At 60.6% G+C, this 24,726-nt stretch carries 19 protein-coding genes, 1 rRNA gene and 1 pseudogene; 10 read left to right on the top strand and 11 right to left on the bottom strand.

Annotated elements, in window-relative coordinates; all coding sequences use genetic code 11:
- The first annotated feature begins 27 nt into the window (after positions 1–27).
- Together BM70_RS0107635 and BM70_RS32210 are read left to right on the top strand one after the other, a co-directional pair.
- A complete protein-coding gene (locus tag BM70_RS0107635) occupies positions 28–2,196 on the top strand; it encodes a hypothetical protein (RefSeq protein WP_025855449.1) in 2,169 nt (722 codons plus the stop codon).
- Positions 2,193–2,897: a DUF3142 domain-containing protein gene (locus tag BM70_RS32210; protein WP_081782045.1), complete on the top strand. Its 705-nt coding sequence runs from the start codon at positions 2,193–2,195 to the stop codon at positions 2,895–2,897. Before BM70_RS0107635 ends, BM70_RS32210 begins: the two co-directional genes overlap by 4 nt.
- Here BM70_RS32210 and BM70_RS0107625 read toward each other — a convergent pair.
- The 9 genes from BM70_RS0107625 to BM70_RS0107585 form a co-directional block, all read right to left on the bottom strand.
- Positions 2,797–4,347, bottom strand: a complete 1,551-nt coding sequence (locus BM70_RS0107625; RefSeq protein WP_025855447.1) for an efflux transporter outer membrane subunit — start codon at positions 4,345–4,347, stop codon at positions 2,797–2,799. The genes BM70_RS32210 and BM70_RS0107625 overlap by 101 nt on opposite strands.
- The gene (locus BM70_RS0107620; RefSeq protein ID WP_025855446.1) at positions 4,344–5,402 is read right to left on the bottom strand and encodes an HlyD family secretion protein; all 1,059 of its coding nucleotides are present in this window, start codon (positions 5,400–5,402) and stop codon (positions 4,344–4,346) included. Before BM70_RS0107620 ends, BM70_RS0107625 begins: the two co-directional genes overlap by 4 nt.
- A gap of 15 nt (positions 5,403–5,417) precedes the next feature.
- Positions 5,418–6,953 (bottom strand): MFS transporter, encoded by a 1,536-nt coding sequence (locus tag BM70_RS0107615; RefSeq protein ID WP_025855445.1) that lies wholly within the window; start codon positions 6,951–6,953, stop codon positions 5,418–5,420.
- A 162-nt stretch (positions 6,954–7,115) separates the two neighbouring features.
- A complete protein-coding gene (locus BM70_RS0107610) occupies positions 7,116–8,036 on the bottom strand; it encodes a LysR family transcriptional regulator (RefSeq protein ID WP_025855443.1) in 921 nt (306 codons plus the stop codon).
- Between the two features lie 52 nt (positions 8,037–8,088).
- The gene (locus BM70_RS0107605) at positions 8,089–8,682 is read right to left on the bottom strand and encodes a TonB family protein (RefSeq protein WP_177326538.1); all 594 of its coding nucleotides are present in this window, start codon (positions 8,680–8,682) and stop codon (positions 8,089–8,091) included.
- A 132-nt stretch (positions 8,683–8,814) separates the two neighbouring features.
- Positions 8,815–9,663: an ABC transporter permease gene (locus BM70_RS0107600; RefSeq protein ID WP_025855441.1), complete on the bottom strand. Its 849-nt coding sequence runs from the start codon at positions 9,661–9,663 to the stop codon at positions 8,815–8,817.
- 11 nt (positions 9,664–9,674) lie between these two features.
- Positions 9,675–10,526: an ABC transporter ATP-binding protein gene (locus BM70_RS0107595; RefSeq protein WP_025855440.1), complete on the bottom strand. Its 852-nt coding sequence runs from the start codon at positions 10,524–10,526 to the stop codon at positions 9,675–9,677.
- Between the two features lies 1 nt (position 10,527).
- Positions 10,528–11,553, bottom strand: coding sequence for an ABC transporter substrate-binding protein (locus BM70_RS0107590; RefSeq protein ID WP_025855439.1), 1,026 nt, complete (start codon positions 11,551–11,553; stop codon positions 10,528–10,530).
- A 14-nt stretch (positions 11,554–11,567) separates the two neighbouring features.
- A complete protein-coding gene (locus BM70_RS0107585) occupies positions 11,568–12,461 on the bottom strand; it encodes a TauD/TfdA family dioxygenase (protein WP_025855438.1) in 894 nt (297 codons plus the stop codon).
- Positions 12,462–12,793: 332 nt separating this feature from the next.
- Here BM70_RS0107585 and BM70_RS0107580 point away from each other — a divergent pair, with 332 nt between their 5' ends.
- The 5 genes from BM70_RS0107580 (at position 12,794) to BM70_RS0107560 (ending at position 19,396) form a co-directional block, all read left to right on the top strand.
- Complete coding sequence (locus tag BM70_RS0107580; protein WP_025855437.1) at positions 12,794–13,492, top strand: GntR family transcriptional regulator; 699 nt, start codon at positions 12,794–12,796, stop codon at positions 13,490–13,492.
- Between the two features lie 354 nt (positions 13,493–13,846).
- The gene (locus BM70_RS0107575; RefSeq protein WP_025855436.1) at positions 13,847–14,605 is read left to right on the top strand and encodes a DUF3050 domain-containing protein; all 759 of its coding nucleotides are present in this window, start codon (positions 13,847–13,849) and stop codon (positions 14,603–14,605) included.
- Positions 14,602–15,549 carry a diiron oxygenase gene (locus BM70_RS0107570; protein WP_025855435.1) on the top strand — a complete coding sequence of 316 codons (948 nt, stop codon included), beginning with the start codon at positions 14,602–14,604 and terminating at the stop codon, positions 15,547–15,549. The genes BM70_RS0107575 and BM70_RS0107570 overlap by 4 nt, the downstream gene beginning before the upstream one ends.
- Positions 15,546–18,917, top strand: a complete 3,372-nt coding sequence (locus BM70_RS0107565) for an amino acid adenylation domain-containing protein (protein ID WP_025855433.1) — start codon at positions 15,546–15,548, stop codon at positions 18,915–18,917. The genes BM70_RS0107570 and BM70_RS0107565 overlap by 4 nt, the downstream gene beginning before the upstream one ends.
- Before the next feature lie 20 nt (positions 18,918–18,937).
- On the top strand, positions 18,938–19,396 hold the full coding sequence (locus BM70_RS0107560; protein ID WP_025855432.1) for an SRPBCC family protein: 459 nt from the start codon (positions 18,938–18,940) through the stop codon (positions 19,394–19,396).
- Positions 19,397–19,437: 41 nt separating this feature from the next.
- On the opposite strand, the gene BM70_RS0107555 is transcribed toward BM70_RS0107560, so the two are convergent.
- On the bottom strand, positions 19,438–21,318 hold the full coding sequence (locus tag BM70_RS0107555) for a methyl-accepting chemotaxis protein (RefSeq protein WP_025855431.1): 1,881 nt from the start codon (positions 21,316–21,318) through the stop codon (positions 19,438–19,440).
- Between the two features lie 279 nt (positions 21,319–21,597).
- Here BM70_RS0107555 and BM70_RS0107550 point away from each other — a divergent pair, with 279 nt between their 5' ends.
- The 3 genes and pseudogenes from BM70_RS0107550 to BM70_RS31145 all read left to right on the top strand — a co-directional run.
- Entirely contained in the window at positions 21,598–22,113 is a 516-nt protein-coding gene (locus tag BM70_RS0107550; protein ID WP_051556743.1) for a sigma-70 family RNA polymerase sigma factor, read from the top strand.
- Positions 22,110–23,090: a FecR domain-containing protein gene (locus tag BM70_RS0107545; RefSeq protein WP_025855429.1), complete on the top strand. Its 981-nt coding sequence runs from the start codon at positions 22,110–22,112 to the stop codon at positions 23,088–23,090. Before BM70_RS0107550 ends, BM70_RS0107545 begins: the two co-directional genes overlap by 4 nt.
- 95 nt (positions 23,091–23,185) lie before the next feature.
- Positions 23,186–24,363 (top strand): annotated as a pseudogene (locus BM70_RS31145) (TonB-dependent siderophore receptor); the annotation flags it as partial.
- A gap of 184 nt (positions 24,364–24,547) precedes the next feature.
- Here the strand turns inward: BM70_RS31145 and rrf are convergent.
- Positions 24,548–24,663: ribosomal RNA gene (gene rrf / locus BM70_RS0107530) — 5S ribosomal RNA — on the bottom strand.
- Positions 24,664–24,726: the final 63 nt, after the last annotated feature.

The raw sequence follows: 24,726 nt of genomic DNA, 5'->3' as shown, positions 1-24,726 counted from the left end.
CCAAGGACTCAGGATCAAGGACACGTCATGCGCATCGGTTTTCTGTCACCCCTGGCACTGGCACTGCTCGCGGGCATCTCCCAACAGGCCCAGGCCAGTTCCGACGACTCGTGCTACCCCGACTGGCGGGTCTCGCGTGACAGCCTCGACTCGTGCAGCAACCTGCCCTTCCTCAGCCCGGGCAACGACAGTCGCGTCAACCTGCGCCTTTTGCTGGCGGATAAAAAAGCGGCGCCGCTGACACCGAACGCCTTGAGCGAAGACGACCTGGCCCAAGGCTTTGGCCCGGTGCCCTTCCCGGTCTACCGCCTCGCGCCCATTCCCAGCACAAACGAAGAACCCGACAACAAGCCGGACGACTCGCGCACCGCCGAACTCGACACCTTGCTCCAGCCCCTGGGCATCAAGCGCGACGAATACAAAACCGCAGGCGAAGCGTTCCTCAATGGCGAAGGCAGCCGCTGCCGCAGCAATGATGATGACAGCGCGACTGCGTTTATCCGCCAGGTGATCAAGGCTGACATGCCGGCGGCCGAGCGCGAGTTGCTGGTGAAGGCGCGCTTGCAGTTGCTGACGGCCTGCGCTTGGGAAGGCCAACTGGTGGACGCCCAGCAGATCCAGTCCACCGACGGCCAACTGTTGCGCACTTACCTGCAAGCCGCGGCCGACTTCTACAGCGGTCGCTTCAGTGAGGCCGAACGTGGTTTTGCCGCCGCCAGCAGCAGCAACGTGCCTTGGCTGCAGGAAACTGCGCTGTACATGACTGCGCGCACCTCATTGAACCAGGCCCAGGCTGAAGCCTTCGACGAATACGGCATGCCGCGTCTCGAGCATGTGGATAAGTCTGCCCTGGGTGACGCCGAAGCAGGCTTTCTCAACTACCTGAAAACTTATCCACAGGGCGATTACGTAGCCTCCGCCCGTGGCTTGTTGCGTCGCGTTTACTGGCTGGCAGGCGACAATGCCAGACTCGCCGAGGCCTACGCCTGGGCGATGACCCAGGCCACTGACGCGCAGCGCAATGTGTCGGTGGATGAACTGGTGGAGGAAGCCGACCTCAAGCTGTTGATGGTCAATAGCGAGACCGTCACCACGCCAATGATCCAGCTCGTCAGCGACCTGATGGTGATGCGCGGTGGCAACCAGCCTGCCCTCTCCCGTGCCGACCTGGAGAAGCAAAAAGCCGCGTTCGCCAGCGAGCCGGAACTGTATGACTACCTGCTGGCGGTCAATGCGTTGTACAGCGAACATCAACCGGACGCCGCCTTGAAGCTATTGCCCCAAAGCGTGCCGTCGCACCTGAATTACTTCGCCTTCAGCCAACAGACCCTGCGCGCCCTGGCCCTGGAAGCCAAGCAAGACTGGAAAGGCGCCGAAGCGCTCTGGCTGCAATTGCTGCCACTGGCCAAACTGCCGCTGCAACGCGACCAGTTGGAATTGGCTCTGGCGATGAACTACGAAAGCAGCGGCCAGTTGGCCAAGGTGTTCGCCGCCGACTCGCCGATCAGTGCCAAGCAGGTGCGCAACATCCTGCTGCGCAACGTGGCAGGCCCCGAGCTGCTGCGCCAGCAGATCGCCCAGGCCAGCGACCCGCCGGAACGCCAGACCGCACAATTCGTGCTGCTCTACAAAGACCTGCTGCGCGGCCAGTTCGCGACCTTTGCCGAAGACCTCAAGCAACTGCCGACCCAAACACCGGAAGACAAACTGGGCACCAGCCTGGGCTACGTCTACAGCGCCAGCCAGACCTTGAAGCTGTTCCAGTGGAATGGCGACAAAGCCGAATCCGGCTACGCCTGCCCGAGCATCGCGCAAACCGCCGCGACCTTGCAGGGCGATGGCAAAAACCCACAGGGCCTGAACTGCCTGGGTGAGTTCATCCTGCGCAACGGCCTGGACGGCATGCCACTGGAACAGGCACGCGCCGCCGGCAGCCTGGGCAGCACCGCGTCGGACTTCAAGGGGGAAACCTTCTCGCGCCTGGATGGCTACAAACAGGTGATCGGCAACGCCAAGGCGCCAAAAAATGACAAGGCCTACGCACTGTTCCGCGCCATCAACTGCTACGGGCCGTCGGGCTACAACAGTTGCGGCGGCGTCGACGTGGAGCCGGCCGTGCGCAAGGCCTGGTTCCGCCAGCTGAAAACCAGCTACGCCGACACCCAGTGGGGCAAATCGCTGCAGTACTACTGGTGAAACACCTTTGGCTAGGCTTGCTGTTGCTGGCAAGTCCGGCCTTCGGCGCCGTTGACGCCCGCGACTATGACGCCTTCTGGCTGTGGAGCGGCGTCACCCCGCAACCGGTGCTCAAACAGGCGAAAACCCTGTACATCCTGCAGGGCCAGATCAACTCCACGCGCCGCGCTCCCCAGCGCAGTGTTCAGATGATCGCCCAAGGCATCAGCGTGCCGCGCCTGACCCAGGGCGACATCTGGATTGTCTATCGCGCCCACACCCTGCACTGGCCCGAGCAGGTCTACAGCCAACTGCTCGGCCAGGTGCAACGCTGGCGTGACGCGGGCAACCCGGTGGTCGGCATCCAGATCGACTTCGACGCCCGCACCCAGCACCTGCATGAATACGCCAGCTTCCTGCGCGACCTGCGCCAGCGTTTGCCGACCGACCTGCGCTTGAGCATCACCGGCCTGATGGACTGGAGCAGCAATGCCGACCCGGCCGCCATCGCCCAGCTCAAGGGCGTGGTGGATGAGGTGGTGGTGCAGACGTACCAGGGGCGCCACAGCATCCCGGATTACGCGGCGTACTTGCCGCGCATGAATCGGCTGGGGCTGCCGTTCAAGATCGGCTTGATTCAGGGTGGGGAGTGGGCAGAGCCGGGGTATTTGCAGGGGAGCGAGTGGTTTCGGGGGTACGTGGTGTTTTTGCAAAATCCGTAACCTGACCCGCACGCACCGTCTGCAATGGATACACCGATTCCCAGCCGCCACCCAACGCTTTGTACAAGCCAACCATCGCCAGCGACACGCCGGTCGAGCTTTCCACCCATTGCTCCTGCGTGGCCAGCAGCGCGCTCTGCACGGTGAGCACGTTGACGAAATCCACCACACCTTCCACGTACTGCTGCTGTGCGGTGCTCAGGGCAATCCGGTTCTGGCGCACGGCTTCGGCGAGGCTGTCGCGGCGCAGTTGGCTGGCGTTGTAGCGGGTCAACTGGTCGTCGATCTCATGCCAGGCACGCAGCACGGTTTGCTGGTACGCGAGCGCCGCTTCCTGTTGCTGGGCTTCGCGCAGGTTCAACATGCCTTGCAGGCGCCCACCATTGAACAGCGGCAGGCTGAACTGCGGGCCGAAGGCAAAGGCACGGGAGCCCCAGGAACCGAAATCCGAGAGTTGCATGGCCTGGGAGCCAAGGCTGCCGGACAACGTGATGCGCGGGTAGAAGTCGCCCTTGGCCACACCGATGCTGGCGGTGGCGGCGTGCAGGCGTGCCTCGGCCTGGCGAATGTCCGGGCGGCGCTCGGCCAGCTCCGACGGCAGGCCGATCGCGACCTGACGCTGGGTTTGCGGCACGGCGGCGTCCTTGGACAACTGCGCGTGCAGGGCCTGCGGCGGCTCGCCCATCAACAGGCTGAGGGCGTTGATCAGTTGGTCCTGGCGCTGTTGCAGGTCCGGCAGGCGCGCTTCGATGGCGGCGACCTGGGCGGCGGCTTCGGCGACGTCCAGATCGGTCGCCACACCGTCCGCCAGGCGCAACTGCGAGAGCTTGAGGCTGTGGCGGGCGACGTCGAGGTTTTGCTCGGTGACGGCGCGGGTGTTCTGTACACCGCGCAGTTGGATGTAGTCCTGGGCGGTCTCGGCGAGCACCGACAACAACACCGCGCGGCGGTCATCTTCGGCCACTTGCAGGGTGGCGTCGGCGGCTTCGGTTTCGCGTTTTACCCGGCCCCAGAAGTCCAGCTCCCAAGAGGCTGAAAAGCCCATGTCCCACTGGTTGAACGCCGAGCGGCCGTTGTTGCCGGACGGGTCGCTCAAGCCTTTGCCGCTGTTGCGTTGGCGCAGGTAGTCACCGTTGGCGTTGACGTTGGGATAACGTTCGGCGGTGGTTACCTGGCGCACGGCGCGGCTTTGCTGCAGGCGGCTGCTGGCGAGTTTCAGGTCGAGGTTATCGGTGAGCGCACGCCGTGTGAGGGCCGAGAGTCGCGCGTCGTGGAACACGTCCCACCAGCGCTCCTGCAAAGGGTCGCTGACGGCACGGCTGGCCGCCTGGCGGCCCTGGGGCTCGCTCCACTGCGCTACCTGCGGGCTCTGGGGTTTGTGGAAATCCGGACCGACCGTGCAGGCGCTCAGGCTGATGAGGCTCAAGGTGAGCCAGGCCACTCGTTTCATTGCTGGGCCACCTCACGCTGCGTCGCCACTGACTGGGTGTCGACGCTGGCTTCCACCGACATGCCGACCCGCAGGCGCTCGGTGTGCGCCTGGTTGGGTTCGAGGACGATCTTCACCGGAATGCGCTGCACCACCTTGGTGAAGTTACCGGTGGCGTTGTCGGGTTTGACCGAGGCAAAGGTCACGCCGGTGGCAGGCGCGAGGCTTTCCAGATGGCCGTAGAGCAACTCACCGTCAAGGCTGTCGACGCGCACCTGCACGGCCTGGCCGGCGTGCATATGGGAGAGCTGGGTTTCCTGGAAGTTGGCCACCACGTACGCCTCTTCCAGCGGCACGACCGCGAGGATCTTGCTGCCCGGCGTCACATAGGCGCCCACCCGCACCGCACGCTCGCCGACCATGCCATCCACCGGCGCGACAATGCGCGTGTACGACAGTTGGTAACTGGCCAATTCCAGCGCAGCCTGGGCGCGCTTGAGCCCACCTTCGGCGGCGTCGCGCTGGGCGGTGAGGATTTCCACTTGCTTGCGTTCGGCCGCCAGCACCGCCGTGGCATTCGCCAGCCGCGCGGTGGCCTGGTCGATGCGGGTCTTGGCTTGCTGGGCGTTCTGCACGGTGCCGGCGCCGACACCGGCGAGGTGGTTGTAGCGATTGAGTTCGTGTTCGGCGAAGGCCATTTCGGCACGGTCCGCCGCGACAGTGGCCTGGGCCTGGGCGATCACCGAGCTTTGGCGCTCGAGGGTGGCGGTGGCGTTTTTCAACTGAGCCTGCGCCACCAGCGCATCCGCATCGGCAGCCTGGGCGGCGGCGCGGAAGTCGCGGTCGTCGATCAGCGCCAGCAGTTGCCCGGCCTTGACGCGCTGGTTGTCCTCCACCAGCACCTCTTTGATGAAGCCGGCCACACGCGGCGCCACCAAGGTGAAGTCAGCGGCGACGAAGGCGTCGTTGGTGGTCTGGCGCTTGCTGCCGAGCACGCCCGGCGCGACCAGGTACACCAGCACGCCGACGGCGAATACCGCGATAACGGAGACGGCAATTTTATCTTTGCGTTTCATGAGCAGTCCTTTCAATCAAGTCGGTGCACGAGGCGGAAAAATCCGCGTGGGCATCCAGAAAATCAGCAGGATCAACGCCACCGCGACCGCGGCCATGACGTAATAGAGATCCGAAGAAGTCAGCACCACGGCCTGCTCGTGCAGGCGGTGCGCCAGGCCAGGCGCATCGCCGTCGGCCAGGGGTGAGTTGCCCAGGCGGTCGACCAGCATGGTCGAGTGAAAATGCAGGCGCTGGGTGGTCAAGGTATCGAGCACGCCGGTGGCAATCACGGCGGCCAGGCCCTTGATGGTGTTGAACCAGGCCGAGGCGAACGGGCCGTCCATGGGCTGGATGCTGCCGGTGGAGAGCATCAGCAGCGGCAGCACGGCCATCGGTTGCCCGAAGATTTGCAGCAGGTACAGGCCGTAGAAATCGTCGCGAATCCATTCCGAAGTGAGATGCGCACTGCCCACGCAGCACAGCACCAGCATGCCCAGGCCGATCCCCAGCACCCAGCGGCAATCGACCCAACGCAGGTTGCACAGCGCCGCCACCAACGGCAGCGCGATCAATTGCGGGATCGCCATCAGCAGCATCACCGGCGCGGTTTGCAGCGGACGATAACCCTGAACCTGAGCGAGAAAACTCGACGGGATGATGATCACCGAGGTCAGCACCATCAGCACGCCCGCCAGCACAATCAGGGCGAACGACAGGTTGCGCAGACCGAGCATCTGCAGCTTGAAGAAGGGTATGGGCTGCGACCACTCGTTCACCATGAACAGCACCAGCAACACACTGCCGCCACCCAGCAGGAAGGTGATCAGGCCTGACTCGAACCAGTCCAGACGGTTGCCTTGCAGAATGCCGATGACCAACATGCAGATCGCCGGGAAACCCAGCAGCAAGCCGCGCCAGTTGAACTGCCTGAAGCGCTCCAGGCGCAGTGGGTCCTGCGGCAGCCCGTAGGCCACGGCGACCATGGCCAACAGGCACGGCGCGACGATCTGCCAGAACGCCCACTGCCAACCGACATACTCGGTCCACAGCGCCGCCAGCGGCGTGCCCAGGCTCGGGCCAAAGGTGGCGGTGAGCGCATAGCCGGCCAAGCCATAGAGCTTGACGTTCGCCGGCAGGAACCGCAGCGCCACGGTCATCAGCATCGGCGGCAACGCGCCGCCGGCCAGGCCTTGCACAGTGCGCAGCACCAACAGGCTTTCGTAGTTCGGCGCGAATGGGCACAGGATCCCCAGCACCGTGAACAGACCGATGGCGCACAGGGTGAAGCGGCGCAGGGAAAAGGTCACCGAACACCAGGGCGCAAACGCCATGGCCGACACGGAGGTGGCGGTGTAGGCCGCGACCAGCCAGGTGCCTTCGTCGAAACCGATGTACAGCGCGCCGCGAATATCCGCGAGGGCCACTTTGGTGACCATCTCGTTGAGACCGGAGACCAGCACCGCCAGCAGCACGCCGACCAGCCCGATGATGATGCGCGGGCTAAATACGGGCGGGGTCATGGCAGTGGGCTTGGCTGCGGCCTGGAGTGCGGGGGCAGCGAGGGACGTCATGAACAGGTAACTCGGAATGGTAAATACCCGAGCAGTTTAATCAGGCGCAAACATGCCAAAAAGTTACTTGTTGGCAGGATATAACTGCACCAGACGCAATCCTGAGCTCACTCTGATTTCGTGTAGGAGCCGGCTTGCCGGCGCCTACAGGGGTCGTGGGTGTCAGGTGGGCTGGGCTTCTAGCCAGGAGGCTTGGCAACTTTCGCGCATGGTTTCGCGTAGCCATTTGTGGGCGGGGTCTTTATCGAATCGTGGGTGCCAGGACTGGGCCAATACCAGCGTCGGCAGCGAGATCGGCAAGGCGAATGCACGCAGTGGCAGTTTCAGCCGATTGGCGCTCAACAGCGCTTCCTTGGGCACCGGCAGCAGCAGGTCGGAATCCGGCAGCATGAACATCGCGCCGTGGAAGCCCGGGGCGATCATCGCCACGCGGCGCTCCAGCCCCTGGGCATTCAGTGCCGTGTCGATCGGCCCTCGGGCGATGCCGCGCCGCGAGATGCTGATGTGCGAGTAGCTGGCAAAACGGGCCGCGGTGATTTCTTCGTCGAACAATGGATGGTCTTCCCGCGCCAGGCCGACGAAGGTGGTGGAGAACAGGTTCTGCACCTTCACTTCGGGGCTGACCGGCATGGTGTTGCTCACGCGCAAGTCAAGGCGTCCTTCACGCAGGGCCTCGTCGTCGGTGTCGCCTTCGGGCACGAAGCACAGCTCGCACAGTGGGGCCATGCGCTCCATGGTGTCGAACAGGCGTCCGCCATACACACCGATGAAAAAGTCATTGGCGCGCACGCTGAAGCGGCGGCGCAACGTACTCAGGTCCACTTGGTCCGCCGAGCGAAACAACAGCGCCGCCTGCTCCACCACGTTGCGCACCTGGCCTTGCAACTGCAGCGCCTTGGGCGTGGGCACCAGGCCACGACCGGCACGCACCAGGATCGGGTCGCCGACGGCGTCGCGAATACGCGTCAGGGTACGGCTCATGGCCGCCGGGCTCAGGTTCATCCGTCGCGCGGCGCCGACCACGCTGCCCTCGTCGAGCAACGCGTCGAGGGCGACCAGCAGGTTCATGTCCGGTAGTTGCATGCCAAGCACTCGTGATCAACAGGGCGTGAATTGAGCGCAATCGTAGCAGGCTTTACAGGTAACGCTTCACGTTGCGGGGCAGGTAGTCCGCAAAGGCGGCTTTGGGATGGGCCTGGCATTTGCGCACGATGTCCGGCAGGGCATTTTCCAGTTCGTCGGCGCGGGTCAGGCCTTCGTTGTAGTCGCTCTTACCGCTCAGCGCCGGGAACATCACCGCGACTCGGGTAATGGCAAAGCTCTTCATTGCGATCAAGGGGCGCGTGGGATGTTCGCGACGGAACTGGCTGACTTCTTCGGTCAGCGCGCTGCAGGATTGGTAGGTGGTCTGGGTAAAGGTCAGTTGAGTGGTTTCCTTTCTCACCGGTTCGGGTGTGAACACCATATCGTTTTGCGCCTCGAGCACTGCGGGCCGATCGGCCTCTACCGTCCAGGGCTTGAAACGCCATAGCGTGGCCGCCGCCACGGCGGCTTCACCAAACGCCGGCTTGGTGGCGCTGAGCGCTTTGACGTCGCTGACCGTACCGTCGTTATGAATGTTCAGGCTGATGCGTGCGTGCCCCTGGGTGGCTATCAGGTGGCTGGGGTACAGCGGCTTGGACATGGTGACCACTTCAGGCACGAATTCCGCCAGAACCGAAGTCGACAAACACAAAGCCGCCGCCAAAACAAAAAACCGCATCGTCGTAAATCCTTTTACCGGGCACACCTGACGCCAGGGCGACGTCAGATTTGGCCGGCATTATCGGGTTCACGGCGGACAAAGAGCAATCATTCCTGTTTAGCGCTGCATGCCCCAGCGCTTCACGGTCATGCGCTCGAACGTATCAAACACCAGGTTTTCCACAAGCAGCCCGATCAGGATCACCACCGCCAACCCGGCAAACACCTTGTCGGTATACAGCTCGTTGCGGTTCTGGAAGATGTACCACCCCAGGCCACCCTTGCCGCTGGTGGCGCCGAATACCAGTTCGGCCGCGATCAGCGTGCGCCAGGCAAATGCCCAGCCGATCTTGAGGCCCGCGAGGATCGACGGCAGCGCCGCCGGGATCAGGATGAACAGCACAAACCGCATGCCCTTGAGGCCATAGTTGCGCCCGGCCATGCGCAGGGTTTCGGACACGCCGAGGAAGCCTGAGTAAGTGTTGAGCGCCAGCGCCCACAACACCGAATGCACCAGCACGAAAATCAGGCTGTTCTGCCCCAGGCCAAACCACAGCAGCGCCAGCGGCAGCAAGGCAATCGCCGGCAGCGGGTTGAACATCGAGGTCAGGGTGCTCAGCAGATCGCGGCCCAGTTGGGTCGATACCGCCAAGGTGGTCAGGGCGAACGCCAGTACGATGCCGATCAGGTAACCCTTGATCAGCACCACCAGCGAGATGCTCACCTTGCTCAGCAGTTCGCCACTGAGCAGGCCGTCGTACAGTGCGTGAGCGGTCTGCAGAAAACTCGGCAGTAACAGGTCATTGTTCTGATACCGCGCAACGGCTTCCCAGAGGATTGCGAGCACGATCAGGATCAGGCCCTTGCGCAGCCAGCCTTGTTGCCACAAACGTTGGCGCAGCGGCAGCTCGCGTTCCACGGGGACACTGAGCAACGGCTCGAGGGTGATTTCGTATTCCTGGCGCATGGGTTGTACCTTCAGTAAGCGATGCGGATATCGGCGAAACCCAACTCACGTTCGGCCTCGGGCGCTTCATCGAACAGCAGGCGATGAATGCGCCGCGCCGACGCCTGGAAGTCCACACCGCCGAGGCTGTGCAGGTCGTATTGATGGCTGTGGATTTCCGCGCGCACCCGCCCTGGATGAGGCGACAGCAACAGGATGCGATTGCCCACCACCAATGCTTCTTCGATGGAGTGGGTGACGAACAACAGGGTGAAGCGCACCTCTTCCCAGAGCAGCAGCAACTCTTCCTGCATCTTGCGCCGGGTCAGGGCGTCGAGGGCGGCGAAGGGTTCGTCCATCAGCAGGATTTTCGGCTGCATGGCCAGGGCTCGGGCGATGGCGACGCGGGCTTTCATACCGCCGGAAAGGGTGTGTGGATAGGCGTCGGCAAAGGCCGTGAGGCCGACTTTGTCGAGGTAGTGCAATGCACGTTCTTCGGCTTCGGCGCGCTTCAGGGTTTTCGAGGCCAGCAGCGGAAACATCACGTTCTGTTTGACGGTTTTCCACGGTGGCAGTTGGTCGAATTCCTGGAACACCACGATACGGTCCGGGCCCGGTTGGTCGACCTTCTGCCCCAACAGGCGGATCTCGCCTTCGCTGGGTTTGATAAACCCGGCGATGGATTTGAGCAAGGTGGACTTACCGCAACCCGAAGGTCCGAGCAGCACATAGCGGTCGGCCGGGTCGATCTCGAAACTCACCTGGTGGGTGGCCCGCACCACGCGCTCGGGGGTGCGGTATTCCAGGCTGACGTTATCCACCGCCAGCAACGGGGCAGTGGTGTGCAGGTTGCTGGCCGTGTGGCCTTGCAAGGGCGCGTTCATTTCAACTTCCTTGCAGGGGCTTGGCGTCCTGGAAGAAATAGTCCTTCCACGATTCAGGCTTGTTCTTGATGGCGCCGACGCGGTAGAGGAATTCCGCCAGCGGGTAGGTGTTTTTCGGCGTGACGCTGAATTCGAACTGCGGGTTGTCGATGATTTTCAGCAGCTCGGCGCGGTCGATCTTGGCTTTGGTGACGCGGATGTAAGTGTCGGCCGCGGCGCCTTTATCGTTCTGGGCGAACTGCGCCGCTTCGGTCAATGCCTCGACGAACGCCTTGTAGGTTTTCGGGTTGTCGTTGCGAAATTTCTCGGTAGCGAACAGCACTGTCGGCGAGTTCGGGCCGAGCAGGTCGTAGGTGTTCAGCACCACATGCACGTTCGGGTTGGCCAGGGCCTGGTCCTGGAACGGCGGGTTGGAAAAGTGCCCGGTCAGTTCAGTGCCGCCAGCGATCAGCGCTGCGGTGGCATCCGGGTGCGGGACGGCAACGGTGTATTTGTCGAGACGATTGAATTCCTTGTCACCCCATTGCTTGGCCGCCGCGTATTGCAGGAAGCGTGACTGCACCGACACGCCCACCGCCGGTACGGCAATGCGGTCCTTCTCGGTGAAATCGGCGATGGTCTTGACCTTGGGGTTGTTGCTGACCAGGTAGTACGGGAAGTTGCCCAGGGAAGCGACAGCCTTGACGTTCTGCTTGCCGTGGGTGCGGTCCCAGATGGTCAGCAGCGGGCCGACACCGGCACCGGCAATGTCGATGGAGCCGGAGAGCAGCGCGTCATTGACGGCGGCGCCACCGGACAATTGGGTCCAGTCGACCTTGATGTCGATGCCTTCCTGCTTGCCGTATTTCTCGATCAGGTTCTGGTCGCGCACCACGTTGAGCAACAGGTAGACGATGCCGAACTGCTCGGCAATGCGAATCTCACCTTCGGCCTGCGCAGCCGCTGGCGCGACCAGGCTGCCGGCCAGCAGGCTGATACCCAGGCCGACGGACGCGGCCAGCCGTGCAAATGGAATGTTCCTGGACATGGTCATGCTCCGAATCAGAAAGGCGCATCGCCCTGGATGGTGGTGCGGTACAGTTTGCGGCGCAGATAGCTCGGGCAACCGGCGGCCAGGTGGATCAGCGAGCGGTTGTCCCAGAACACCAGGTCGTGGGGCTGCCATTGGTGGCGGTAGATGTTTTGCGGCAACACGCTGTGGGCATAGAGTTGGGCCAGCAGGTCGCGGCTTTCGTCTTCCGGCAGGCCGACGATACGGGTGGTGAAACCTTCACTGACGAACAGCGCTTTGCGGCCGTTTTCCGGGTGGGTGCGCACGACGGGGTGCACGACTTCCGCTACCTGGGCAAGCTGCTCGGGGGTCAGCGTGGGGCGCCAGTTGCCTTCGAATTTGGTTTCGCTGTAGCGCGCGGTGTAGGAGTGGGCGGCACTGCGGCCTTCGACGGCTTTGCGCAGGTGCTCGGGCAATTGGTCCCAGGCTTTGTGCATATCGGCGAACAGGGTGTCGCCGCCTTCAGAGGGCAGCTCCTGAGCGTGCAGCATCGAGCCCAGGCTCGGCAGTTCTTTATAGGACAGGTCCGAATGCCAGAATTTGCCCGCGTCACCCAGGCCGATGGATTGGCCGTTTTCGATGATGTTGGAGACGATCAGGATTTCCGGATGGTTGGCCAGCAGGAACTGTTTGAGCACGTGGATCTGCAGCACGCCGAAGCGACGGCTGAAGGCGATCTGTTGCTCGGGAGTGATGCGTTGGTCGCGAAAGACCACGACATGATGGTCCAGGTGCGCACGGTGAATGCGTGCGAAATCTTCGTCGTTAACCGGACGGGTCAAGTCCAGGCCGATGATCTCGGCGCCGACGCTGCCGGGAAGTGGGCGAATCTCGAAGGTTTGGGTGGCAGGGATCGCTGTTGGAACAGTAGAGGCGGCGGACATGAGTACACTCCCGGTCAGACAGGAGAGTGACTTTATAGATATAAGAGCGGCATTTTAAATACCGTTAGTGAATATCCATAGACAGGAATGTTCCGGCGAGAACTCGGTGTTGGCGTCCGTCATGGAATAAATCCGCGAAGCGGAACGTTGAGTTCATAGCAACATGACATCGGGCTGTAAGACGTCGCAGAACCACTGCGTGGGCGCCAAGAGCCGCGTGTTTAGCCGCTTACAAGCCGAAAACCTTGCCCGTTTGACAAGCCGGAAGGCAGTCTCTAGTGTGCATTGGATCCAATTAGCCAGCTCATTTTAATAAGGAGGATAGCGTAACCGTGACGCAGAAGCCGAACCCTTTGAACAGCATCAAGATCAGCGGTCCTATTCCCGCCCACCTTGCTCGCTCCGTGATTGAAGAAACCTTGCGCAACGCCATTCTCGATGGCCGGTTGCCGTGTGGTACCGCCATGCGCCAGCAAGAACTGGCCAGCCTGTTCGGCGTCAGCCGAATGCCGGTGCGCGAGGCTTTGCGCCAACTGGAAGCACAGTCTTTGCTGCATGTGGTGACGCATAAGGGCGCTGTGGTTGCACCGCTGATCGAAGACAACTCGGCTGAGACCTACGCCTTGCGCATGCTGCTGGAGTCCGAGGCGTTGCGCTTGTCGGCGCCGTTGCTGACCGCCGAGGATATTGCCGAGGCGGACGCCTATATCGATGCCCTGGAGCGAGAAAAAGACTACGCCGAGATCGGCCGCCTCAATCGACTGTTCCACATGGTCTTGTATGGCAAGGCCCCCAACCAGCGGCTGCTCAAACTGGTTGAGCACGGCTTGAATGAAGAGGAGCGCTTTTTGCGTTTCAACCTCGAGGCGATGGGGCTGGGCGAGACATCCCAGGAAGATCACCGCGAACTGCTGAACCTGGTGGCGCAGAAGAAGATCGACGAAAGCATCCTGACACTGCGCAATCACCTGACGCGTGGGATGGAGGTGATCGCCCACTATCTCAGTGGCCTCGAAACGGCCGACAAATAGGTCTCCCAACGCACTGCATTGCGGAGCCTCCACGCCTCAGTGAGCGCTCCGCGTCAATACGCTCTATTTAACAACTCGCTTAAAATAAACTCACTTGTTTCCGGGAAACTTCCCACGATTAAAAGCAACTTGCTCACCGCACGTAACTTCTCGAAAAAACATCTCATACACTTATAAGCTCATCCAAACGTTTAACCAGCTTATTATCTTGCGCTGATCATCAAACATCTCAACTGACCGTGCCAGCCCATGGCGCGCCATGCGCGTGGCTGGGTTGAACGCTACCTGTCTACTTCCGGCTGCAAAAGCCATTACTGCTTCAAGAGCAGTTGCGACAACTTATAGGCATCAATCATGTATCAAACTTTGCTTGAGCAAAAAAAACAGCAGTTATGCAGCCATCTGTTATTTGAAGAAATAACTTCACTTGGTAAGTTACAACTTTTCATGGAGAGCCATGTATTTGCGGTTTGGGACTTCATGACCCTCACCAAACGCCTGCAACAGGACCTGACCTGCACGCGGCTACCGTGGTTTCCCCCGGCCGATCCCCACGCCGCCCGCCTGATCAACGAGATCGTACTGGCCGAGGAGTCGGACGAGCATCCTCAGAGAGGCTATTGCAGTCACTTTGAGCTGTACCGGGAAGCGATGGTCGAAGTGGGCGCCAGCACCGCCGCCATCGATACCTTTATCACGCTGCAACGCCAGGGCGTGGATGCCCTGGCGGCCTTGCAACAGATCGATGCGCCACATGGCGTGGCCCGCTTCGTCGAGAGCACCTTGTCCATCGCATTAAACGCCCCTACCCATTGTGTGGCCGCAACGTTCCTGCACGGCCGTGAAAGTGTCATCCCCACCCTGTTCGAACGCCTTTTGCACGGCAACGGGATCATCGACCGAGAGGCGCCCATCCTGGGCCATTACCTGAACCGCCACATCGAGTTGGACACCCAGGGCCATGAGCCGGCGGCGCAACAGTTGCTCCAACGCCTGATTGGCACCGATGCGAACCGCAAGGATCAAGCCGATAGCGCCGCACTCGACGCCGTAGAAAGCCGCATCACCTTTTGGGACACCGTGCGGGCCTCGTTGCAAGGGGAGCACCCATGAATGCCTCTGACTACCGCCCCATCGCCGAGGATTGGGAGCGCCGCGCAACCATCCGCACACGTCCTCGCCGCATGCTGGAAAACGACAGCAAGCTGATCTACCCACTGTGTCGTCAGCCACTGGTAGCCAGTGCGACGTTTCTCGAACACTGCTCGCAATGGCGCGATTTTGTGCTGGTGCAAAGCTTCTACAAATTCATCAATGACGTAGTGATTTTCGAAACCGAGATCGTCGACAAGACCGCCCGCAGCATTGCCAAGAATCGCTTTGCCGTGCCCTTTCCCCTCGCCTGTCGCTACGACGCGATGACCATCGTGGTGGACGAGGATTACCATGCCCTGGTCGCGCTGGACTTCCTCCAACAGACCGTGGAAACCACCGGTATACAGCCACTCGACCTCCCGGCGCAGATCGAACTCAGCCGTGCCCTGCCGGCAGCACAGGCGCAGGCACCGGCGCACCTGCGTGACGCCGTTGAACTGATTGGCGTGGCCATTGCCGAGAACACCGTGACTCATGACGTGGCCGCATTCGCCAAGGACGAAAGCGTCAAGCCGTCGGTACGCGGGATGATGGCCGATCACCTGTCGGACGAAGGACGTCATGCGCAATTCTGGACACGCCTGGTGCGTCTCTACTGGCACTCGGCGAGCCCGGAGGATCGCGACAGCATCGCCCTTGTCCTGCCGACATTCATGACCCACTACCTGACCAACGACCTGCAGAAATCTTTCGACCTGCAACTGATCGAACACCTGGACGTCAGCCCCGGCATCCGCCATGCACTGCGGGGAGAAATAAACGCGCTGTATTTCCCCATCACCCGACATCACCCACTGATCGGCAACATCATCGGTTTTCTGCACCACAGCGGTTTGCTGCAGACGCCAAGTGTGACGCAGGCACTGGGCGACTATTTGCCAACGGCGGGGAGAGCGGCATGAGATACCTCACCATTGGATGGGTCGGTGTCAGCCAGGCCCTGGATAACGTGAAACGAATGCTGGAACAGTACGGTCATGGGTCGGGTGATAAGAACGCCGACCTGGTAGTCGACGACGGCAGCCTGCCGGTGCCGACGCGCCTTGCCGACGCCCCGCGCATCAGCCTGCGCCTGGGTATCGGACCACTGACCGAACATGGATTGCCAACCGTGCAATTGCGCGGATATGACCGTAACCGGCGCGTGCTTGCAGCGCTTGACCTGGCCGAAGAGCCCAGTGGTAACGGCCAGCGGCTGCGCCTGCAAGCAACACACGTACTGGCGGAATGGGTTGCCCTGCACATCAGCCGTTTCGCACGCGACCCAGCGTATTTGCCTCCAGCGTCTTGCGCCAATAGCTGGCCAGAGCAAGGCATGCAGGAACTGGAGGCAATAGCGTATCTGCATCGGTTCAACTGCACGGCGGACCCAGCCGTGTTGCAGGCCGCCCAAGTGCCGATGATCGAACGCGTACAGGCCAGCCTTGTCACTTTCGCCGAGCGACCTGCGCTGAATATTGCGGGCAACGTGATGACCTACCGGCAACTGCAGGTTCAGGTCCTGGCCATCCAACAGCATCTGGAACCGCTGCTGGTGGGCATCGAAGCCCCAGCCGTGGTCGGTGTCTGCCTGGAGAAATCCACTGCGTTGTACGCCAGCATTCTCGCGGTGCTCGGCTGCGGCGCAGTGTACCTGCCGCTAGGTCCGGAACACCCGCCCCAGCGCCAGCAGGCCATGCTGGACAGCGCGGGTGCCCGCGTGTTGCTGGATGACGGCTGCCATCCATTGCGTGAACACTTTGTTTCGCTGGATGTGGGCTGCATCGGCCCACCAGACACTGCCAGACCGTCGCGCCCCCCGCGGGTGGACCTTGAAGCAGCGTGCATGGTGCTCTTCACGTCGGGCACTACGGGACGGCCAAAGGGTGTCCTGCTCAGTCAGGCCAACCTCGCCCACTTCAGCGCGTGGTTCGGTAGCCAAATGGCGCTGAGCGAGCAGAGTCGTGTGCTGCAGTTCGCCTCGGTAAATTTCGATGCATCGCTGATGGACATTTTCCCCAGCCTGATCGCCGGCGCTGAGTTGATCATTCCCAGCGAGGCACAACGGCGCGATCCGCTGCAATTGGTTGAATTGATCCGCCAACAGCGCATCAGCCATGCGTTCCTGCCACCGGCGTTGCTCAGCATCCTGCCGCTGGATCAGCCCCTGGGCTTGACGCACCTGTTGACCGGAGGCGATGCCTGCGAGCCCTACGTGATCGAGCGTTTGGCAGGCCAATGCCACCTGCACAATCTCTACGGTCCCACCGAAGCTACGGTACTGGTCACCCACCGAACCCTGCTGCCTGGAGACAGCAATCGCAACCTGGGACGCCCCATCGCCAACAGCCAGGTGCTGATCCTCGACGATAACCTGCAACCGGTGGATGAACAGGTGGTGGGCGAACTGTACATCGTCGGCCCGGGCGTAGGCCTGGGGTATTTGAATGCAGCGCCGTTGCTCGACGCCCCCTTCGTGGCGCTGGCCTTGCCGGGTGGGCAGACCTTGCGGGCCTATCGCAGCGGCGATCTTGCGAAGTGGACTGCCGACGGTATCGCACTGGGCGGACGGCGGGACGCGCAGGTGAAGATCCGCGGAATTCGGGTCGAGCCTCTGGAGATCGAACAGTGTCTGCGCGATAGTCGGCTGTATCGCCAGGTGGCGGTGGTCATTGACGCCGAACGCAGGATTCGTGGTGTCGTCGCCCAACCGGAACCAGGCGCCACGCTGAACGATTTGAAGCAGTATGCACGGCAGTGGCTGCCTGATTATCTGCAGCCTGACAGGTGGGCCGAACGCCCCAGCCTGCCTTGCTCCAGTAATGGCAAAGTCGACCGCCTGGCCTTGTTGGCGTTGCCGGCCCAACCGACATTGAATAGCGATGGGCACGCTGCACAAACACCTCTGCAAATGCAATTGGTGGCGTTATGGCGTGAGGTGTTGCAGGTGCCTGTGGGAGGGCTGTCGATTGATGACAGTTTCTTCAATCTCGGCGGGCACTCCTTGTTGCTGTCGACGCTGCTGTTGCGCATTCGCGAGCAGTTTGGCCGCAGCCTGCCCTTGAACCGCTTCTTTGAGACACCAACGATTCGTACCCTCGCACTGCTGATGGAGGATGGTGCGCTGCCTGATGCGCCTTCCAGCCAGGCGGTTCGGGATGCACAACGGCAAGACGTTGTGCAGGTACTGCCTGCAGACCGTGCCGGTGATAGACACAAAGTGATCGTGACAGGCGCCAACAGTTTTATCGGTGTGCATATCGTCGAGGCGCTGCTGGCCAATGGCGCAACGCAAGTGGCGTGCCTGGTGCGTGAGCTGCCGGGCCAACCGGCAATCGCACGATTCGCCCAGGCATTGTACGAGCACCGTCTTGAACACCTGGACCTGAGCCGGGTTCAGGTCTATGCCGCAGATATCAGCCAGCCACGCCTGGGCCTGGCGGGTGATACGTATGAGCATCTTGCCCGCAACTACGGTGTGCTTGTGCACAACGCGGCGCGGGTCAATCACGTGATGGACTACGCCTCGCTGGCCAAGGACAACGTCGACCCGGTGTTGGAATGCGTGCGCCTGTGTGAGACGCACTGCAAGAAAGTCCTCAATTTCATCTCGACGCTGTCGGCATGCAGCGGCATCGACGCCGAAGGCCATGCCCTCGAAACGCCTGCGACGAGCGCCCTGCCGATCTACATCAAGAATGGCTACAACTTGTCCAAGTGGGTCGCCGAACGCTGGCTGGGACGCGCGGTGGAGCAAGGCGCCTGGGTGAACATTCACCGCCCGGGCAACATCAGTTTCAACAGTCGCAGCGGGGTTTGCCAGCCACAGAAGAATCGCTTGATGCTGATGCTCAAGGGCTCACTGCAATTGGGCTTGGTGCCGCGGTTGGAGGTCAACTTCGACCTGATGCCTGTGGACTTCTTTGCTGGTTTTGTTGCGTTCCACTGCAGCCGTTTTGAAGCGCAGCGAAATGTATTCAACCTGCATAACCCACAGCCTTTGAGCTGGGACCAGTATCTCGATGCGTTCAGCCGGGCGGGCCATGTATTCGAGCGGGTCAGTGTCGCGCATTGGCAACGAGCACTGCGAACGGTAAGCCGCGAAAACGCGCTGTTTGGCGTATTGGGCTTTTACCTGGAGGGGCTGGGTGAGGACATTGGCGATACCTCCATGATCCGCTGCGACAACGCACGCCGGGGCGTCGAAGAAATGGGCGCTCACTATCCCGAGAAAAGTCCGTCGCTGCTGCGAAGGGGCTGTGACTACCTCAAGACCATCCACTTTCTTTGAATTGTTTTCAGGACAACCTCATGACACCGCTGCAACCCGACACATTGATCCGCAACCCTGCCGGCACACCCGTAGTCGCTTCTGTCACCGTCGATTGCGAGGCCGCCCGACTGTGGGATCTGGTGGGTCACTTTGCAGGCTTCGACGCCTTTATTCCGGCCCTGTCGCACATCGAAATGATCGGTGACGGCGTGGGAGCTTTGCGCATCAAGTTTTTTCACGATGGTCATCGCGTCGTGGAGCAACTCAACAGCCGCGACGACGAAGCGATGTGCATGACCTGGACCACGATCTACAACACGTTGGGTGTCGCTCGATTGTGGGCGGCAATGCGTGTGCAAGCACTTGGATCAGCCGGCGCCAGGGCCACCTGGACGCTGATCGGCGAACCGGTCGAAATGGCGCCGGCCGCCTTTGAGCAGTTTTTACAAACGTTCGCTGACAGTGCATTGGCGAATGTGCGCCAACGGCTTGGCTGAACAATAGGAGCGAGAGGCTCGCTCCTATTCATCATTCAGGTTCAGATCTTGAAACTGTCGACCAGTTGTTTCAAGCGGCTGGCCTGTTGGGACAACGCGTCACAGTCCTTCAACGTTTCGTTGAGATTGGCCACGCCTTGCTGGTTCAACAGGTTGATCTGGTTGATGTCGACATTGAGGGTTTCCACCACGGCAGTCTGTTCTTCGGTAGCGGCAGCGACCGATTGGTTCATGCCATCGATTTCAACAATCCGTTGCGTCACGCTGATCAATCGCTCACCGGCCTGGTTGGCCACCTCGACGCTTTCTTCGCTGGAAGTCTGGCTGGCGTTCATGGTGGTTACCGCTTCACGCGAACCCACTTGCAGCGAAGTGATCATCTTGTGGATCTCCTCGGCCGACTCCTGCGTACGGTGGGCCAGGTTACGCACTTCATCGGCGACCACGGCAAACCCACGGCCGGCTTCCCCGGCACGGGCGGCTTCGATCGCGGCGTTCAGCGCAAGCAGGTTGGTCTGCTGGGAGATGCCTTTGATTACATCAAGGATGTGGCCGATGTTGTCGGTGCTGGCGTTCAGCGTCTCGATCTGGGTGCAGGACAGGCTGATCTTTTGTGACAGTTCCGACATCGCCAGAATCGTTTGCTCAACCACCTTGCGCCCATCGTCAGCCTGTTCGCTGGCGCCGCTGGCGTGTTGCGAAGCATCGGCAGCATTACGCGCGATTTCCTGAGTGGCGGCACCCAGTTCGTTGATCGCGGCAGCCACGCTGTTGGTGCGCGCACTCTGTTCGTCGGAGCCGATGATCGAAGCGTTGGACGATGCCATCACACGCTGGGACAAGTCATGCACTTGGCGTGTTGCCGAGGACACCTCGGAAATGGACGCGTGGATGCGCTCGACGAACTGGTTGAACGCACTGCCTACTTCGCCAAATTCGTCCTTGCTGGTCACATCCAGGCGGCGGGTCAGGTCGCCCTCGCCTTGGGCAATGTCCTGCATGGCAACGCCCATGGTGGTCAGGGGCCGCAGCAAGACTTGAATCAACAGACTCAAGAGCACTGCAATCGCCACCACGGCAATCAGCATGGCAATCAATGCTGATGTACGGAATTTACCCAGCGGTGCGTAGGCCTTGTCTTTGTCGATCGACAGGCCGATGTACCAGTCCGCACCGGGCAAGCCGCTGATAGGGGTGAACGACAAGATCCGATCCTGGCCATTGAGGACGACATCCTGACTGACTTTCTCGATACGCACGCGAGTGCCGGGGTAAATGTCCTTGAGGTTTTTCATCACCTGGTCTTGGTCCGGACTGACGATGACCTGTCCGTCGCCACTGACCAGGAACGCATGGCCGATGCCGCCGAAGTCCACCGAGTTGATGATCTTCACCAAGGTTTGCAGGCTCAGGTCACCGCCGACTACGCCCAGCAGTTCGCCGTTCTTTTTCACCGGCAGTGCGATAGTCACGATCTGCCCACCCACCGCCGCCATGTAGGGCGGGGTGAGCATGGTTTTGTCAGCGGCCACGGCTTGCTTGTACCAGGGGCGCTGACGCGGGTCGTAGCCGTCGGGCATCTTCGCATCCGGGCGCTGCGTGAATACGCCGTTGGTTTGGCCGACATAGGTGAACTGGAAGTTTGCAGTGAAGGCAGGTTGATCGACCAGGCCCGGAAGGTCTGCACCGCTGCCCTGGTGGGCAACGTTTTGCGCCAGGCTTTCGAGTACCAGGATCCGACCACTAAGCCAGTTCTGCACACTGCTGGCGGTAAGCTCGCCGGATTGCTGGATGGAGGACTCCAGGTTTTGCTTGATGGTGCTGCGCTGCAGGTAGTCGTTGTAAAGCGTGAATAACGCGAAGGCTAGAACCACGACGCCTGACGCGGCCAACAGAATTTTATGACTGAACTTGAGATTCATTTCATCGACTTCTTTTGCCAAAGGGGGGTGAGCGTGCCGAGTGGAACATTCCATGTAACGCGATAGGCGGACTCTCAGGCCGCTCTATTTCGGTGCACGCATGGCTCGTCAGGCTTTCGGCCAGGCCGCGGCAAATCTTAGAAATTTGTGAGACTCATCTTAATTTTGTGTTGGAAACCGACCGGCGGTAAGCGCGCACGATTCAGAGTTGCAAATTCTTTCATGCTTTCAGACAATGCGACTAATTATCATTTGTGGGGTCTGGCCGAACCCGTGTGCATGCGATCTTTTGAGTACCCGCCGTGTGAAAGTGTTGTGCAGACGCTTTACAGCGCTCATCACAACTGGCTGAACACATGGCTGCGCAGTCGCTTGGGCAACGCCGCCGATGCAGCAGACCTGGCGCAAGACACCTTTGTGCGCCTGTTGCAAAAGACCGAACGCTTCGAACTCAAGGCGCCTCGCGCGTTTTTGCGCACTATCGCGCGGGGCCTGGTGATCGACCACTGGCGAAGCGAAGAAATCGAACGCGCTTATCTCGAGTCCATTGCCCACCTGCCCGAAGCATTGGCACCGGGCGCCGAGGCGCGCGCGCTGGTGCTGGAACTTCTGGAAGACATTTCCCGCCTTTTGGACGGACTCAAACCCAAGGTGCGTAAGGCGTTTCTGTTGGCCCAGTGCGATGGGCTCACGTACAAACAGATCGCCGAGCAAATGGGCGTGTCACTGCGGTCGGTGGAGCGCTACGTCGCCGAGGCGCTCTATCACTGTTACGTTCTGCGTTATGAAACATGACGCCGTTGGATAACGCCGTGCGCTCCGGGCCTGATCCCCAGGTGGTCAAACAGGCCATCAATTGGATGCTGCGCTTGCGTAACAATCGCGCCAACCGGCGGTTGCACGCACAATGTGAAGACTGGCGTGAAGCTCACCACGACCATGAATTGGCCTGGCAACGGGTTCAAGCATTACAACAGGAGTTGAGTGGCCAGTTGGCAGCAGTTCCCGGCGCGCGGCTGGCGCTGGAGACCAGCGCCCAGGGCTTGGGCCGGCGACAGGCGTTGAAGATGCTGTCCGGTGTGGTGCTGGTAGGTTCGGCGGCCTGGATAAGCCGAGACCTGATCGGCTGGCAACGCTGGACAAGCGACCTTACAACCGCCACCGGTGAGCGTCGCAGCGTGCAATTACCGGATGGCACTCGCCTGCAACTCAATACCGACAGTGCAGTAGACCTGGACTTCAATCCACAGCAACGACTGATTACGCTGGTGCGCGGAGAAATCCTGGTGACGTGCGGTGCCTCGTCGGCGCCCTTGCTGGTCAAAACTCGGCATGGATTGCTTGAAGGCATCGACGGGCGTTTCGCGGTGCGCCAAGACAGTGCCTGCACGCGCTTGAGCGTTGTCAGCGGTAACGTGGCCATTCATACACCGCATGGTGCGGACGGGCTATCGATCCAGGCCCATGCAGGAGAAAACTACCTTGTACGTCAGACCCAAGCCACCCTCGCTGCACCGATGAACATGGATGTCGGCGCTTGGGTCGACGGGTTGATCGTTACCCGAGACATGCGACTTGCGGATTTCCTTTCGGAAGTCGGCCGTTATCGGCATGGCTATCTGGGCTGCTCCGCAGATAGCGCAGACTTACGGCTGTCGGGCGTTTTTCGTCTGGAGGACACCGACAAATTGCTGGCTATCCTGCCGCAGACATTGCCTGTGCAGGTGCGCTACCGCACGCGCTGGTGGGTGAGCCTGGAGCGGTCGGCCTGATTTTTTTAGTTTGGCATTCGATATTTTTGACGGCTTTTCTCCGTGAGCCCGGCTTAGACAGTAAGCCTTTCAATCTGCCTTTACCGGCCTCTACGGATCCAGAGGGTGGTTATCACAGCGGCACGCCGGCCGATGGCGCGCTGCATCAACGCAATGGCCAGAGGATCTCGAGTCATTTCTTCGAGGACGAGCCGGGGGTGGATGGGTATAAGCGTGATCAACAATCCTTTGGGTATCAGTTCGAACATCGCTTCAATGATGTGTTTACCGCGCGGCAAAACTTCCGCCACCTGGATTCCAAAGTGCAGCTGGATCAGGTGTATGCCTACGGCTGGACCACACCGACCAGTAACGAACTCAATCGCTATTACTCGGGAGGCGATGAGAAGCTGCACGCGTTCATTATCGATAACATGCTGCAGGCCGAGTTTTTCACTGCGGCGACTAAACATATGGTGTTGATGGGCGCCGATTATCAGCGGCGCAAAACTGTAGTGGACTGGACGAGCGGATCGCTGCAGCCAATCAATGCATTCAATCCTGTGTATGGCAATTCCGCTATCAGCTATTACGGCCCAACCAGTTATCTGCGTCGGCTCGAGCAGACTGGAGTCTATCTGCAAGACCTGATTGAAATGGATAAGTGGCGATTTTCCCTGGGGCTACGCCAGGACTGGGTAGAGACGTCCGACGAAAACCGGATCGCCGAGACGAGCCGGCCGGTTGGCACGCAGATCAGTGATAAACGCACCAAGCTCACCGGGCGTGCGGGGGCGTTGTATCTGTTTGATAACGGCCTGGCGCCCTACGTCAGCTATTCCGAATCCTTCAATCCCAACTCGTATTCAGACAGCGCAGGTAACCCACTGGCGCCTACAGATAGGACGCAGTGGGAGGTGGGCTTGAAGTACCAGCCGCCAGGCACGGACAATCTGTTTACGGCGTCGTGGTTTCGCATCGACCAGGAAAACCTGGCGACCAAGTTACCCCAGGAAAACTTCTATCGTGCTGTAGGAGCTGTTCGTTCACAGGGGGTGGAACTGGAAGCGCATATGCAACTGACCGACAACCTCAAAGTCTTGGGCAGCTATACCTTTACTGATATCAAATACTCCAAATCGATGGTGAGTACTGCGGACAACCTGATCGAGAACAAGGGCAATTCGCCAACAACCTCACCAATGAGACCTATGTGGCGTCCTGTGCCAGCCTGAACTTCTGCTACCTAGGGGAAGAACGCAACGTCAGCGCGACGGTGAGTTACCAGTTCTGATTCACCGATGTTCAAACCAAGCCAGCGCCTGATTTCGGGTGCTGGCTTTTTTATCTTTATCTGCAACCTCAAGCTGCTGCTTATCACTTGAGAGGAGCCAGTGAAGCCGTAAAAGGAGCTATAGCCTGGTCCTTAAACGACAAAACCCCTGTCTGCGCTCGCAGACAGGGGTTTCGGAATTCAATCTTGACGATGACCTACTCTCACATGGGGAAACCCCACACTACCATCGGCGATGCATCGTTTCACTGCTGAGTTCGGGATGGGATCAGGTGGTTCCAATGCTCTATGGTCGTCAAGAAATTCGTGTGTACCAGACCGTTGCGTTAGCAACGTGCCGGTTAAATTCATGGACTTCTACAT

The organism is Pseudomonas sp. CHM02 (genome assembly GCF_000612585.1).
Classification (GTDB): Bacteria; Pseudomonadota; Gammaproteobacteria; order Pseudomonadales; family Pseudomonadaceae; genus Aquipseudomonas.
This window is presented reverse-complemented; position numbering and strand designations above follow the sequence as displayed.

What these genes read in the sequence shown, in the direction of transcription:
- BM70_RS0107635 (WP_025855449.1), top strand. Translation starts at nt 28, where the DNA reads ATGCGCATCGGTTTTCTGTCACCCCTGGCACTGGCACTGCTCGCGGGC.
- BM70_RS0107625 (WP_025855447.1), bottom strand. Translation starts at nt 4,347, where the DNA reads ATGAAACGAGTGGCCTGGCTCACCTTGAGCCTCATCAGCCTGAGCGCC.
- BM70_RS0107620 (WP_025855446.1), bottom strand. Translation starts at nt 5,402, where the DNA reads ATGAAACGCAAAGATAAAATTGCCGTCTCCGTTATCGCGGTATTCGCC.
- BM70_RS0107615 (WP_025855445.1), bottom strand. Translation starts at nt 6,953, where the DNA reads ATGACGTCCCTCGCTGCCCCCGCACTCCAGGCCGCAGCCAAGCCCACT.
- BM70_RS0107610 (WP_025855443.1), bottom strand. Translation starts at nt 8,036, where the DNA reads ATGCAACTACCGGACATGAACCTGCTGGTCGCCCTCGACGCGTTGCTC.
- BM70_RS0107600 (WP_025855441.1), bottom strand. Translation starts at nt 9,663, where the DNA reads ATGCGCCAGGAATACGAAATCACCCTCGAGCCGTTGCTCAGTGTCCCC.
- BM70_RS0107595 (WP_025855440.1), bottom strand. Translation starts at nt 10,526, where the DNA reads ATGAACGCGCCCTTGCAAGGCCACACGGCCAGCAACCTGCACACCACT.
- BM70_RS0107590 (WP_025855439.1), bottom strand. Translation starts at nt 11,553, where the DNA reads ATGTCCAGGAACATTCCATTTGCACGGCTGGCCGCGTCCGTCGGCCTG.
- BM70_RS0107585 (WP_025855438.1), bottom strand. Translation starts at nt 12,461, where the DNA reads ATGTCCGCCGCCTCTACTGTTCCAACAGCGATCCCTGCCACCCAAACC.
- BM70_RS0107575 (WP_025855436.1), top strand. Translation starts at nt 13,847, where the DNA reads ATGTATCAAACTTTGCTTGAGCAAAAAAAACAGCAGTTATGCAGCCAT.
- BM70_RS0107570 (WP_025855435.1), top strand. Translation starts at nt 14,602, where the DNA reads ATGAATGCCTCTGACTACCGCCCCATCGCCGAGGATTGGGAGCGCCGC.
- BM70_RS0107565 (WP_025855433.1), top strand. Translation starts at nt 15,546, where the DNA reads ATGAGATACCTCACCATTGGATGGGTCGGTGTCAGCCAGGCCCTGGAT.
- BM70_RS0107560 (WP_025855432.1), top strand. Translation starts at nt 18,938, where the DNA reads ATGACACCGCTGCAACCCGACACATTGATCCGCAACCCTGCCGGCACA.
- BM70_RS0107555 (WP_025855431.1), bottom strand. Translation starts at nt 21,318, where the DNA reads ATGAATCTCAAGTTCAGTCATAAAATTCTGTTGGCCGCGTCAGGCGTC.
- BM70_RS0107550 (WP_051556743.1), top strand. Translation starts at nt 21,598, where the DNA reads ATGCGATCTTTTGAGTACCCGCCGTGTGAAAGTGTTGTGCAGACGCTT.
- BM70_RS0107545 (WP_025855429.1), top strand. Translation starts at nt 22,110, where the DNA reads ATGACGCCGTTGGATAACGCCGTGCGCTCCGGGCCTGATCCCCAGGTG.